Raw genomic sequence first — 13,141 nt, 5'->3', positions numbered from 1 at the left:
GCCGAGGTGCCCGGGCCGGTTGGGAGGCTCGGGGAAGCCGGAGCGGCGGCCGAGGTCGAGGGGGCGCGCTGGACGACAGGTGGGATGGGCGTGGTGACCCCGGGGCGCTTCGGGCTCGGGGCCGTGGGTGCGGTCGGCGTCGGCGGGGTCGCCGAGGAACTCGGCTCTGCCGGACGAGGCGGGTGGCTGGGCGCGCCCTGCGCGTGCACGGCCGGCGTGTTCGGAGTGCCCGGAACGGGAGGACGAGACGCGGCCGCCCGTTGGACCGGTGCCGACTCGGGTGCGGGTGCGGGTGCGGGTGCGGGTGCGGCAGGGCGGGAGGGCTCGGGGCTTGCGGCCGCGCGCGGGATCGGCGCCCCGATGGGGGACCTTCGCGGAGCGGGACCCGTCAGGGGCGCGCGTGCGTCGGGGGCAGCGCGCCGCACGGGGGCCCCGAGTCCCGGCCGGGCCGGAGGCGTCGCGGCGGCAGCGCCCGGCCGGGTAGCAGGATTCGCTGCCGGGGACGCCTCGGCGGCCGGACGGGCGGGAGGTGTGGGCGCGGTGGCGGCGCGTTGCACGGTCGTGCCGTGTCCGGGCTCGGCGGGAGGTGTCGCGGTGGCCGGGGTGGGACGGGCCGGCGGGTTCGCACGGGGCGCCTCGGCGACCGGGCGAACGGGTGTAGCCGGGGTCGTCGGCCTGACCGGGCCGACCGGTGCGGCGGGAGGTGTGGGCGCGGTGGCGGCGCGTTGCACGGTCGTGCCGTGTCCGGGCTCGGCAGGCGGTGTCGCGGTGGCCGGGGTGGGACGGGCCGGCGGGTTCGCACGGGGCGCCTCGGCGGCAGGGCGCGCGGGAGCGGCCGGCGTCGTCGGCGGTGGGGGCGTTGCGGGTGCCTGGCTCGCCAGGTTTGCCGGGGACGCCTGGGGCGCCGGAGGCGGCGGGGTGGACGCCGTCGCGTTCCAGTCGGCGCCCGGGGCTCGCCGTGAGCGGCGTACAGGGGGACGGCGCTGTACGGGAGAGGCGGGCGTGCCGACCGGGGTGGAAGGTGTCCCGGGCCCCGCGGGGGGAGCGGAGCCCGGGACGTTCTGGGACCGCGCGGGAGCCGAGGGCCCCGGTGCGGTGATGGGCGGCGCTTCGGCCGGGGCGGTCGAGCCACCTTCGGGCGTACGCGAAGGGGCCGCCGCCCGCTGGACGGGCGTCGTGGCCGGCGCGGCCGTGCCACCGGGCCGAGCGGGACTGGCCGGGGCCAGGAGCCGGGGCGGCAGCACGGGCCGCGCGGAGACCAGTGGCGAGCGCCGGGCAGGCGGCGCGGGCCGGACGGGTCCCGGGCGTGCGGCACTGGTTGTCGGCGCCCCCCGACGGGGGTCACTGCCGGTGTCGCCGACGGGCGCAACGGCCGATACAGCGGCCTTGGCCCCGGGTGTGGATGGCCCCGTCGCCGGTACGGGATCGCCGACGGGCGCGGCGGACCGTTGAACCGCCGGGGGAGCCGGCCGTGTCGAGGGCGCAGACGGAGAGGGCGCCGAAGATGTGGACGGTGAACGTGAGGGAGACGTGGACGGTGAGGATGAGGGTGAGGGTCTGGGTGACCCGAACGGCGGAGCTGATCGGGACGTGTCCGTGCGCCCGGTCACGCGGGGCGCGCTGTCCCCCCGTACCGGAGCGGACGCGGCCTCACCCCGTACCGGGCGGTCACCCGTCCCCGCGCTCCGTGCGCCCGAAGGGGCGGCCGCGCGCTGCACGGTCGCCGGCGCCGCCGTTCGTACACCCCTCGTCGCGGACGCCGCCTCGCCGGACGCCGTCCCCGCCACCGGAAGCCGCAGCCCCGGCAGTTCCGGCGGCTCCGTTCCCTCCGGGCTGGGCGCTTGCCGGGGTACAGGCCGCACAGCGTCCAGGAGCAGGCCGCCGGGGGCGTCCGGCACCGCGCCGTGGCCGAGGTCGGTCTGGAAGGAGGGGTTCCAGTGGGTCGCGAGCGACGCGGCGAAGCCGTGCTCCGCGATGGTGCGCGGAGCGTCGACGACCCGCTGCACGGGCGGCAGCGCCCGCCACGCGTCGCCGGGCGCCGTGGCGCGGGCGACGGGCGCCGCGCTCTCCTCGGAGGCACCGGCCTCCGCCCCGGGCGACTTCCGCGCCCGCCACTTCCCGAACATGCCCATCCTCTCCACCCTCCCTTCCCGTAAAGCCCTTACGCCTGTGACCGCTCCACCAGCGAGGCCACCTGAGCCACGTACCTCCGCCGGTCCGCGTGCTCCAGGTCGAGGATGTCGTCCATGCCCCAGTGGAAGTGGAAGGCGAGGTACGCGGTCTCCTCCTCGATCCGGTCGACCGCGTACGTCACGATTCCCCCAGGCGGCTCCCGGCCAGTTCGACCTCGAAGGACTCCTCGCAGTGCGGGCAGGCGACGGCCGCCCTGGTGTGGCCCTCCGCGTTGATCTGCCGGTAGAAGTCCTGGAGGAACGCGAGGTCGGAGGCGAACATGTTCTCCACCGTCCCGTCGTGGACCGACGGGAGCGTGCCCAGCCGGGTGATCACCCGGCCGAGCAGCACCACGGACAGGTACGCCGGGTTCTCGCGGACCCGGATGTCCCGCAGCGGGAGCAGCTCGTCCCGTGCCGTGGCCAGCCGCATCGCCCCGTTGCGGTGCACGGTGCCCGCCTCGTCGACGAACCCGCGCGGCAGCTCGAACTCGAACTCCGTACGGAGCGGCTCCTGTTGGCGGTGCTGTGGCGTACCCGCCGATCCTTCGCGTCGCATTAGCCGAGCGTCAGCTCTTCGAAGGTGATGGTGACCTGCTCGGTCAGGGCCGCCGCGTCACCGGCCTTGGTCGCGCTCAACTCCACCTTGGTGCACCAGGCGTTGCGCAGGTTGTAGCGCTTCACCTCGCTGAGCTGGTAGTCGAGGAAGATGATGGACGCGTCCTTGCGGGCCGCGCCCATGTCGCCGGCGATGGACGACGCGATCCACTCGGTGAAGGCGGCGGACTGCGTCGCACCGCGGGTCACCGTGCACTCGCCGGCCTTCTTCACGCCGGGGAGCTTCTTGATCATCGGCTTGCCGTCCGCCGAGACCTGCTGGAACTCGATGACGTCCTGCTCCATCGAGAGACCGCTGATCTCCTGGAGGGTCTCGACCATCACGCCGTCGATCTGCAGGCCGAAATTGTGGGTAGTGAGGGCGTCACCGGTGTCGAGGGACATGGGGGATCACTCCTGTTCGTGTGGCGGGTGCTGGCTTGGGGGTCGTGCGGTGGCGTGTCGTGGCGAGGAGGGAGCGCTCAGCGGCGTTGAGGGGCCAGGGGCCTACTCCTCCAGGTCGCCGCCACCGCCCTGGAACTGCGCGAGGCGGAAGACCACGAACTCGGCGGGCTTCACGGGGGCGATGCCGATCTCGCACACCACGCGACCGAGGTCGACCGACTCCGGGGGATTGGTCTCGGCGTCGCACTTCACGTAGAAGGCGTCCTCGGCACGCTGGCCGAACAGGGCTCCCTGGCGCCACTCGTTGACGAGGAACGCCGAGATGTTGCGGCGGATCCGCGCCCACAGGGACTGGTCGTTGGGCTCGAAGACGACCCACTGCGTACCGACGAGGATGGACTCCTCGAGGTAGTTGAAGTAACGGCGGACGTTCAGGTAGCGCCAGGCCGGATCGGAGGCCAGCGTCCGTGCTCCCCACACCCGGATCCCGCGGCCCGGGAACGCGCGGATGCAGTTCACGCCGATCGGGTTGAGCAGGTCCTGCTCGCCGCGCGTGATCTGGAGCTCCAGGTCGACCGCGCCGCGCACGATCTCGTTGGCGGGGGCCTTGTGGACACCGCGCTCGGAGTCGTTGCGGGCCCACACGCCGGCCATGTGGCCGGACGGCGGAACCGTACGGGTCTGGCCGGTCGCCGGGTCGAACGACTTGATCCACGGGTAGTACAGGGCCGCGTACCGCGAGTCGTAACCGGCGGTCTCCTGACGCCAGGTACGGATGTCGCGGGCGTTGAGGGCGGGCGGCGGGTCGAGGATCGCCATCCGGTCGCCCATCAGCTCGCAGTGCGCGATGAGACCGAGCTGGACGGCCTTGACCTGCTCCAGGTCGATGAGCCCCTGCTGGTAGGCCGCCATCAGGTCGGGCACGGCCACCATGTTGATCTCGTCGTACGCCTCCAGGCCGCCGAAGCCCGTGCGGTCGGCCGAATCGCCGATGAACTGCCCGGACTCCAGCGCGGCGGACGCGCCGGTCGCCGCCGCGACCGGCGCAGGAAGCTGCGCGGGCGGAGCGAGCGTCACGGCCTGCGCGTCGGGGCGGACGAGCTGCCCGCCGGCCGCGGCCTCCTCCAGGACGATGGTCTTGGAGCGCTGCTTGACCTGCGCCACGACGAAGTTGCGGGCACTCTTCTTCGCGGAGGCGTCGAAGCTCTCCACGACCTTCTCGCCGTCCTTGACGACCAGCTTGAAGCGCTCGGCGTCGCCCTCGACGTCCTGCACCTCGACCGTGAGCGCCCCGCCCGTCTCCGACCCGGAGGCGATCGCCGCCACCCGGAACGCGCCGAGCGCGACGGCCTCACCGGGGACGAGCCGCGGCTCGGCGGGTGCGGCGGACCCGATGGCCTGCGTGGCTCCCAGCGCGTCCCCGCCGCCGACGCGCACGACGTAGGCCGCGGTGCCGCCGTTGTTGAAGAACCCGTAGACGGAGTGCGCGAGGTAGTACCCGTCCGTGAAGTCGCCGAACGAGGCCACGTACTGGGACCAGTTGGTGACGAGCACCGGCTCGTTGAGCGGTCCGACGGGCGCGAGGCCGACGAACGCGGCGACGGAGGTCCCGACGCCCTCGATGGGACGGGAGCCGCTGGCGACTTCCTCGACGTAGACGCCGGGGGACAGGTAGGTGGGCACGGTCGGTTGCTCCTCGCTGGTGGGGTCGGTCGGCATCGGCGTTGTCGCGGCGCTCCGACACGGCCGACTCTCCCCTGCGGACCGTGCCTCGCGGGAGGAATGAACGGGCGGGCACGAGGGCAGGAGAACGTGCCCGAAAGTCCCGTGCCCGAAGGGTCGCCCCAGGGGGCGGCGCGGGCACGCGATGCTGCCCGCGAACAGGGACTTTCGGGCAGCCGCGCACCGTACTCGTCCCCCTAGCCTTCGCCCATGACCATGTGGACCTCTCTGGACCCGGCCGATGTGACCGTCGAGCCAGGGGCCCGGACCTCCGCCCGCCTGCGGGTACGCAACACCGGGGATACCGTCGAGGAGTACCGGCTTTCGATCGTCGGCAAACCCTCGGGCTGGGCCCGGGTGGAGCCGGACGTCCTCCGCCTCTATCCGGGCAGCGAGGGGACCGCCGAGATCTCGTTCGCCCCGCCCCGCTCCTCGGACGTGGAGGCCGGACCCGTCGCCTACGGCATCCGTGTCGACCCCCGGGAGAACACCGCCGCCCGGGACGTGGTGGAGGGCCGGCTGACCCTCACGCCCTTCACCGAGACGCGCGCCGAACTGCTGCCGCCCGCGCTCATCGGCCGCTTCCGCGGCCGGGCCCGGATCGCCGTGGACAACCTCGGCAACACTCCGCTGACCGCGTCCCTCGTGGCCCGCGACGAGACGAACCGCCTCACCTTCGACGTACGGCCCAACGCCGTGCAGATCGCCCCGGGCCGCGCCGCCTTCGGCGAGCTCGTGGTCCGGCCGCAGTCCGTGCGGTGGACCGGCGCCGAGGAGTCGCACCGGTTCACCGTGTCGGTGCGGCGGGCGGGTGACGACACCGCCCTCGACGTCGACGCCACGTTCGACCAGCGTCCCGTCCTCGGGAACTGGCTGGTGGTGGCGGGCGGACTCCTGCTGACCGCCGTGATCGCCTTCGTCGTCCTCTGGTTCAACTTCTCGCCGAAGATCGTCAGCGCGGCCAAGGAGATCCAGTCGACGGGAGCGCCCAGGCCCGCGCCGCAGGGCAGTGGGGACGCGCTCCCCGAGGCACCCCCGCCGCCCAGCGAGACCGGAGGGCCGCCGGCCGGCGGGAACGAGTCCGGCGGCGCCCCGCCCCCCGTGGACGGGGCGGCGCCGCCGCCCGCCGGCGGAGACGGTGGTGGGGGCGGCGGAGACGGCGGGAATGACGGCGGCGGTGGCGGCGGTGGAGACGGCGGCAATTCGGGCGGCGAAACGATCGAAGCCGAACCCCGGGAAAGCGCACCGACCCAGCCCGTGCAGGACGGCGGCGAGATCACCGCACCAGGACCGGGCACCGGCGACGGCGGGAACAAGCAGACCACGCCCCCGCCCGCCCCGGTGAGGAACGAACCGCCGTGGCGCATGGGGGACGCGCCGGAGATCGTCGTCGAGTTCGCCCAGGAGCGGCTGGCCGCCCTCGACAACGCCTGTGACCTCAAGCCGGGTTGGACCAGGGGAGTGATCGACACGCGGACCCGCGACTCCCTGGTCTGCTACCAGAACCTCGTCGTCTCGGACGGTGAGAACAAGGGGAAGAACTCCGCCGCGATCTTCCACACCGACACGGAGGGCGAGCTCGGCCGGGCCACGCTCACCTCTCTGTGGGCCCAGGGGATCACCGTCGACTCGGTGAAGCCCGGCACCACCACCTGGCAGACCACTCAGCTGATGGCGGCCTTCTGGTGGGCGATCAACCGCGGCTTCGACGACGGCGACATGGTCGTGGCGCGCACCAACGCCCAGTACGGCATCGACCACTTCCGTGAGGGGCGCGACAAGACCAGCAAGTACAGCACCCAAGTCGCCGACCACATCAAGCAGTACCAGTCGGCCGTCGGGCTGCCGGCTACCGGGACCGTCAACTCGGACACTCTCAAGAAGATGGTCGGCGGCAGCGTGAAGAGGTGAACTGACGGGCGAGGGACGTGAACGCGTCGAGGGGGCCACCCGCACGGGTGGCCCCCTCGACGCGTCTCAGGGGGCACGCTCACCCCAGGTTCCTACGGTGCCCAGGGCATGCCCGCGTCGTGCACCAGCCGTCCCGCCTTCTCGTACTCGCGCCGCGCCCCGGCCCGTACGTCCTCCGCGGTCACGGCCGAGCCGCGCGCCGCCGCCAGGTATCCGGCCGTCACCGCCGCCGACCGGATCGCGCCGCCCGCGAGCTCGAACTCCGCCGCGCAGCGCGCGATCTCCTCATCGAGGCCGTCGGCCTTCGGCGTGCCCGCCAGGCAGGAGTGCCACAGCGCCACCCGCTGCCCGGCGTCCGGGAACGGGAAGTCCACGACCAGGTCGAGCCGGCGGGTGAACGCCTCGTCGATGTTGGCCCGCAGGTTGGTGGTGAGCACCGCGATCCCGGCGAACGACTCGAGCCGCTGGAGCAGATAGGCGCTCTCCAGATTGGCGTACCGGTCGTGCGAGCTCTTCACCTCCGACCGCTTGCCGAACACCGCGTCGGCCTCGTCGAAGAGCAGTACGCAGTCGGTGCGGTCCACCTCGACGAAGATCCGTTCCAGGTTCTTCTCCGTCTCGCCGACGTACTTGTCGACCACCGACGACAGGTCCACCACATAGAGGTCCAGGCCCAGTTCGCCCGCGACGACCTCGGCGGCCAGCGTCTTTCCGGTGCCCGATTCGCCGGCGAAGAGCGCGACGACACCGCGCCCGCGTCCGCCACCGGTGCGCAGCCGCCACTCGCCGAGCACCCGGTCCCGGTTGCGGGCCCGCCCGGTCAGTTCGTGCAGCAACCCCAACGGCGCCTCGGGCAGGACGAGATCGGCGAATCCGACGGCGGGCCGGATCCGCCTCGCATGGCTGTCCAGGAGCGGCGCGGAGACGAGCCGGGCGCTGCGCTGCACCTGCGCGAGGGTCGGCGCGGTGCCCTCGAAGGCCGCGAGCGCCCGTGCCGAGCGAGCCGCCCTGCGGACCTGGTCGCCGCTGAGCCGGTACGGCGCGGTGGCCTCGTCCAGGTCGAAGTCGCCGTCCCGTGCATCCAGTTCGTGGTGCCAGAGGTCGGCTGCGGGACCCGCGGCGCTGTCCGGGGCGTCGAGTGCGAGCAGTTCCGCGTCCGGCGCCCACCGGGGGTCGGGCGCGTCGGTGCCCGCGAGGACCACCGTGGCCCCGGACGAGGCCAACGCCCTTACCAGTGACCCGGGTTGTGGAGGCAGCGGCTCGACGACCACTGCGGCCCCGCGAAGCCGCGCCTCGCGCAGCAGGGCGCGCGCCGCAGCGACGTCGACACGCTCAGGCCGGTACCGGAGCACGGGCCGCCCGGCAGCGCGCAGCGCCGTCACGACGGAATCGGTGGCGGCACCGGGCACGCGCTCCCGCAGGTGTACGGTGACGGGCCCGGCGGCCGCGACCCGCGCGCCGAGCGTCACGGGCGCATCAGTCGTCCGTGCCTCGCCCGCCCCGATCGGCGGCAGCAACTCCACGCCCGCGCCGAGCAGTTCCGCGTCCAACCGGCTGTCGTCGCCCAACAGATGCGCCACCAGACGCTCCGGCACACGCAGTGCCCGCCCCGGCAGCGGCCGGTCCTCGTCCTCCAGGACCAGCAACCCTCCGGCGAGCAGGGGTGCGGCCGGGTGGAAGCGGTCCCGGGCCGCCGGGTCGAAGGGGCCGGTGCCGGCGAGGTCGAGGGCGAGCGCCACCGTGGCACGGCGCCGTCCGACATCGTCATTGAGATACCCGTACAGCGCCTCGAAGCCCCGGTCCACATCGGGCGCGAGCGCCGCGACGAGGACGTGCGCGTCGAGTGCGGAAAGCCCGAAGGTCCGGGCGAGCGCCGCGAGCCGGTCGGAACCGCTGGTGTCCGGCAGTGTGACGGCGGCGTCGCCCCCCGTCGCGCCCGCCGCCGCGCGCACCGGCTCCGCCGCGATCCGGCGTGCCGTCTCCTCGGTGATGTAGAGGCCGCGCAGCGGATCGCCCGCCGTGGGGTCTCCGGCGGCGCGGGCGTCCACGAGTGCGGCGACCCGCGCGCGCAGCGCGGCGATCAGCTCCAGCACGCCGTCACCTCCCGTTCTCGTCGTGCGTGCCGCGGGCGGTGGCCGCGGTGCTCACGGCGGTCACCGAGCGCCGCATCATCCGGGGCCTGGAGTCGCCGGGCACGCCGTCGATCCCGCGTACGACGAGTGCCGCCCCCTCGGTGACCGGCGGCGCCACCTCGTACACCGGGGTGACCGGGAACGGCGTGCTGACCACGACGTCCAGGGAGGGCTTGAGCTCGCCGCCGAGCGCCGACCAGATGTCCGCCAGCGACCGTGACTCCGCGGGCGGCATCGCGACGGAGAGCGGAAGGGACTCGGTGATCGGCCGCACCGACTCCGGCACCGCGTCGCCGGTCAGCACCTCGTGGGGGAGCAGCAGCGCCAGCGCGCCCGAGAGCAGCCGGTGTTCGTCCTCCGGCCGGGCCGTCCAGGCGGTCACCAGGTACGAGAGCCGGAACCACCGCGGCGGCTGACGCCTGCGCGTCACGATCCCGTTGGCGTCCCGCTCGGCGTAGGCGCCGCGCTCCCGCCGCGCCACGTCCTCCCGGATGTCGTACAGATAGGCGTTCAGCGTGGGGGAGTTGCGGCGCGCCGCCCAGTCGCGGGTCGGCGCGTCGAAGGCGATGTCGCCCGTGACTGCGGGCCCGAGCAACCGGCGCAGTGCCTCGTCGATCTCATGGATCATCAGATGTAGCCTTCGCGGAGCGCGTACGCGACGGCATGCGCCCGGTTCGTGAGCTGGAGCCGCGTCATCAGCGCGTGCAGGATGTTCTTGACGGTGCGCTCGGAGTACGCGAGCTTCTCGCTGATCTGCCGGGTGTCCAGGCCCTCGGCGAGCAGCCGCAGGACGTCCACCTCGCGCGGCGCCATCCCGAAGAGCGGCACCGCCCCGCCGGTGGCCGTCCCCGCCGTGGTCGCGCGCTGGAGCCGCCCCACCTGGTTCAGCAGACGGCTGACCAGGTCCGGCGGCAGCTCGCCCTCGCCTCGGGCCGCGCTGTGCACGGCACTCAGCAGCCGCTGCTCGGTCGCCTGGTGCCGCCAGATGATGGCGCGCACCCCGTACTCGACCACCGCGAGCAGGTCGGGTTCGCGCAGCTCCCGCGCGACGAGGACGACGCGCTGCTCCCTGCCGCGCAGCAGGCGCCGCAGTTCGGCCGTGGTGGGTTCGTCGATCCGGTCGGCCAGCATCACGGCCACCGCCGGGGAGTCCCGGCTCCCGTCGTCCTGCTCGGGGACGAAGTCGACCGTCGGCTGGTGCCGCAGGTGGCTGATGAGCCCGGCCTTGCTGAGCGGATCGGATGCGTGGACGGTCACCGTCACCCGCGTGTTGAGCACTCCGGTTACCAGCCCTTTCGCCTGCGCCATGACGGTCCGGGTGTGGTCAGGCACCCGGGCACGGCGATGGAAACGGGCATGCCGGTGTCTCGCGGCCGCTGGTCGGCGCGCATGGTGGGGCCCCCTGTGTTCTGCTGGTCCATGGCCGGCTCGCCGGCCACTGTGGTCCCTACCAGTCTCGTCAGCGGTGCTCACGTCCCGCTGACGTCGCGCTAACGTTCCACTGCCGCCGATCGGACCCCCCGCCCGACGGCGTGCCATCCCTCAGGCCGTGTGGCTCGCGTCACGTGAGGGGGGTCGCGACCTGCTCCGCTCAACTCGCGGCGGTACCGAACCACTTCGGCAGCTGGGCGACGAGGTCCCGCTGGTCCTCGCCCACCCAGGCGACGTGGCCGTCAGGCCTCAGCAGCACGGCGGGTACGTCGAGTTCCTCCGTGGCATCGACGACGTGGTCGACCCGGTCCGCCCAGCCCTCCACCGAGAGCCGGCCGGTCCGGTCGAGCAGCAGCCCGCGCCCGGCGTGCATCAGCCCGTACAGGCGCCCCTGCTTCAACTCCAGGTCCCGCAGCCGCCGGCCGAGCAGTTCGTGGCCCTCGCCGAGGTCGTAGCGGACCCCGACCGCGGTGATCGACTCCGTGATGTAGCGGTTGACCTCCTCGAAGTCCAGGAGCTTCGAGAACAGCTCCCGCAGGGCCTTCGCGCCGGGGGTGTCCTCCAGGAGCACGCCCTGCGCGAGGGTGCTGGTCAGTACGCGCTCGCCCTCCGGGTGCCGTTCGGCGTGGTAGGTGTCCAACAGCCCCTCCGGCGCCCAGCCGTTCACCTCGGCGGCCAGCTTCCAGCCGAGGTTGAACGCGTCCTGCACACCGAGGTTGAGGCCCTGCCCGCCGGTCGGCGGGTGGATGTGCGCCGCGTCGCCGGCCAGGAGCACCCGGCCGACCCGGTACTGCTCCGCCAGGCGACTGGCGTCGCCGAACCGCGAGAGCCAGTGCGGCGAGTGCGCGCCGAAGTCGGTGCCGGCGACCTCGCGGAGCCGCTCCGTGAACTCCTCCAGCGTCGGCGTGGCCGGACGGTCCTCGCTCACGTCCGCGGCGGGGACGATGACGCGGTACGTGCCGTCCCCGTTGGGGATGGTGCCGAACCGGACATTGGTCGTGCGGATCTCCGCCGTCACCTCGGCCACCGTCGCCGGGTCCTCGGCGAGCGCCATCTCGCCGAGCAGCGTCTCGTTCCTGGCCGGCTGACCGGGGAAACCGACGCCGAGCAGCTTGCGCACCGTGCTGCGACCGCCGTCGCAGCCGACGAGGTAGCGGGCCCGCAGCCGGGTTCCGTCGGCGAGTTCGGCGGTCACCCCGTCCTCGTCCTGGCTCAGCCCGACCAGTTCGCTGCCGCGCCGGATCTCGGCGCCGAGCTCGACGGCGTGCTCGGTGAGCAGCCGCTCCGTCTCCGTCTGCGGGAGCAGGAGACCGTACGGGTGCGCGGTGTCCACCCCGTCCGGCCACGGCTTGGTGATGGCGGAGAACAGGGCGCCGACCGAGAACGGCTCGCCGACCGCGCGGAACCGGTCGAGCAGGCCGCGCTGGTCCATCACCTCGACACTGCGTGCGTGGATGCCCCGCGCACGCTGCTGAAGAGTCGGCTCGGTCAGCCGCTCCAGCACGACCACCCGCACACCGTGCAGCCGCAGTTCGGCGGCCAGCATCAGTCCGGTCGGTCCGCCGCCGGCAATGACTACGTCGAGCATCATCAATTCCCATTTCCGCAGGTCGTGGCTTAGGCCGCTGATTCTGCGTCATACCCGGGGCCTTGCCGCAAGCCCCCCGGTGAGCTATATCTTGATCATGGCAAGGAGATCGTGACCTCCTTGCCTTCGTCATGTTCCGGACCTTGGTCGTGTTCCGGACCTCGTCGCGTTCCGGATCCGCTCAGGCGCGGGACGGCCCGTCCGTGGGCCATGCGTAGCGCACACCCGTGAGCCGCTCCGAGAGTGTCCACAGCCGGTGTGCCGTAGCGGAGTCCTGGATGGCGCGTTCCCGTCCGCGGAGGACGGGCTCGCCCCGGAGTTGGAACGGCCCGTCGGGCACGACGTAGCTCCCGCCGGGCAGTTCGGGGACGGTCGAGGCGTACAGCGATGTCTTGGCCCCGTCGGCGGTGGGGCGGAACGCGACGCGCAGGAGCAGCTTCGTGAGGATCCCGTACGCGCGGCCGCGCGCGCCGTTGGCACCGCCGGTGAGCACGTTGGAGCGCGTGAGTCCGGGGGCGACGGCCATGCTGCGCAGCTTCTGCCCGGTGGCGTCGGCCCTGCGCTGGAGCTCCACCGCGAAGTAGAGGTTGGCCCGCTTGGACTGTACGTAGGCGAAGGCGGCCCGGTAGCGGTGCTCGGCGTTGAGGTTGGCCATGTCGAAGCGCGCGAACCGCTGGCCCTCGCTGCTGACGGTGACGACGCGCGGCTCGGGGGCGGCCAGCAGATGGGGGAGGAGAAGGCCGGTGAGGGCGAACGTACCGAGGTGGTTGACGCCGAACTGCGACTCGAAACCGTCGGCGGTCCGGGCGAACGGCACCATGGCGATGCCCGCGTTGTTGACCAGGAGGTCGATGGGGCCGCGGTTCCAGCCCTCGGCGAAGCCGCGCGCGGACGCCAGGTCCGCGAGGTCGAGGAGCCGCAGTTCGGCCTGGACGCCGGGGACCTCGGCGCGCAGCCGCTCCAGAGCGTCCCGCCCGCGCTCGCGGCTGCGGCAGGCCAGGACGACCACGGCGCCGCGGCGGGCGAGTTGACGGGCGGTCGCGTACCCGATGCCGCTGTTCGCGCCGGTGACGACGGCCAGGCGTCCTGACTGGTCGGGGATGGCGTCAGGCGTCCAGTCCGGGTGGGGTGAGGAGCGGGCGGCGGTCCGGGAGTCGTGGTTCAAGGGGGCCTCGATTCATGGA

The 13,141-nt window shown here is 73.3% G+C and carries 10 protein-coding genes; 1 reads left to right on the top strand and 9 read right to left on the bottom strand.

Annotated elements, in window-relative coordinates; translation table 11 throughout:
• Positions 1 to 2,161: 2,161 nt before the first annotated feature.
• The 4 genes from ACIBG6_RS06200 to ACIBG6_RS06185 all read right to left on the bottom strand — a co-directional run bounded on the left by ACIBG6_RS06200 (position 2,162) and on the right by ACIBG6_RS06185 (position 4,856).
• Positions 2,162 to 2,314: a DUF6760 family protein gene (locus ACIBG6_RS06200; protein ID WP_017242135.1), complete on the bottom strand. Its 153-nt coding sequence runs from the start codon at positions 2,312 to 2,314 to the stop codon at positions 2,162 to 2,164.
• A complete protein-coding gene (locus ACIBG6_RS06195; protein ID WP_399221370.1) occupies positions 2,311 to 2,730 on the bottom strand; it encodes a hypothetical protein in 420 nt (139 codons plus the stop codon). Before ACIBG6_RS06195 ends, ACIBG6_RS06200 begins: the two co-directional genes overlap by 4 nt.
• Positions 2,730 to 3,173, bottom strand: coding sequence for a phage tail protein (locus tag ACIBG6_RS06190; protein WP_024754772.1), 444 nt, complete (start codon positions 3,171 to 3,173; stop codon positions 2,730 to 2,732). The genes ACIBG6_RS06195 and ACIBG6_RS06190 overlap by 1 nt, the downstream gene beginning before the upstream one ends.
• Positions 3,174 to 3,275: 102 nt before the next feature.
• Positions 3,276 to 4,856, bottom strand: coding sequence for a phage tail sheath family protein (locus ACIBG6_RS06185; protein ID WP_399221368.1), 1,581 nt, complete (start codon positions 4,854 to 4,856; stop codon positions 3,276 to 3,278).
• 249 nt (positions 4,857 to 5,105) lie between these two features.
• On the opposite strand from ACIBG6_RS06185, the gene ACIBG6_RS06180 reads away from it, so the two are divergent.
• Complete coding sequence (locus ACIBG6_RS06180; protein WP_399221366.1) at positions 5,106 to 6,806, top strand: peptidoglycan-binding protein; 1,701 nt, start codon at positions 5,106 to 5,108, stop codon at positions 6,804 to 6,806.
• 92 nt (positions 6,807 to 6,898) lie between these two features.
• Here the strand turns inward: ACIBG6_RS06180 and ACIBG6_RS06175 are convergent, their stop codons facing one another.
• From ACIBG6_RS06175 to ACIBG6_RS06155, 5 genes are all read right to left on the bottom strand, one after another.
• The gene (locus tag ACIBG6_RS06175; RefSeq protein WP_399221365.1) at positions 6,899 to 8,899 is read right to left on the bottom strand and encodes an ATP-binding protein; all 2,001 of its coding nucleotides are present in this window, start codon (positions 8,897 to 8,899) and stop codon (positions 6,899 to 6,901) included.
• A gap of 4 nt (positions 8,900 to 8,903) precedes the next feature.
• The gene (locus tag ACIBG6_RS06170; protein WP_399221364.1) at positions 8,904 to 9,566 is read right to left on the bottom strand and encodes a DUF4255 domain-containing protein; all 663 of its coding nucleotides are present in this window, start codon (positions 9,564 to 9,566) and stop codon (positions 8,904 to 8,906) included.
• On the bottom strand, positions 9,566 to 10,246 hold the full coding sequence (locus tag ACIBG6_RS06165; RefSeq protein WP_399221363.1) for a response regulator transcription factor: 681 nt from the start codon (positions 10,244 to 10,246) through the stop codon (positions 9,566 to 9,568). Before ACIBG6_RS06165 ends, ACIBG6_RS06170 begins: the two co-directional genes overlap by 1 nt.
• Positions 10,247 to 10,529: 283 nt before the next feature.
• Positions 10,530 to 11,957 (bottom strand): rifampin monooxygenase, encoded by a 1,428-nt coding sequence (gene rox, locus ACIBG6_RS06160; RefSeq protein ID WP_399221945.1) that lies wholly within the window; start codon positions 11,955 to 11,957, stop codon positions 10,530 to 10,532.
• A gap of 181 nt (positions 11,958 to 12,138) precedes the next feature.
• Complete coding sequence (locus tag ACIBG6_RS06155; RefSeq protein WP_399221362.1) at positions 12,139 to 13,122, bottom strand: oxidoreductase; 984 nt, start codon at positions 13,120 to 13,122, stop codon at positions 12,139 to 12,141.
• Positions 13,123 to 13,141 lie beyond the last annotated feature (19 nt).

Source organism: Streptomyces sp. NPDC050842, assembly GCF_044456565.1.
Classification (GTDB): Bacteria; Actinomycetota; Actinomycetes; order Streptomycetales; family Streptomycetaceae; genus Streptomyces.
Note: the sequence above shows the minus strand (reverse complement) of the source record. Positions and strands in the feature narration are given on the sequence as shown.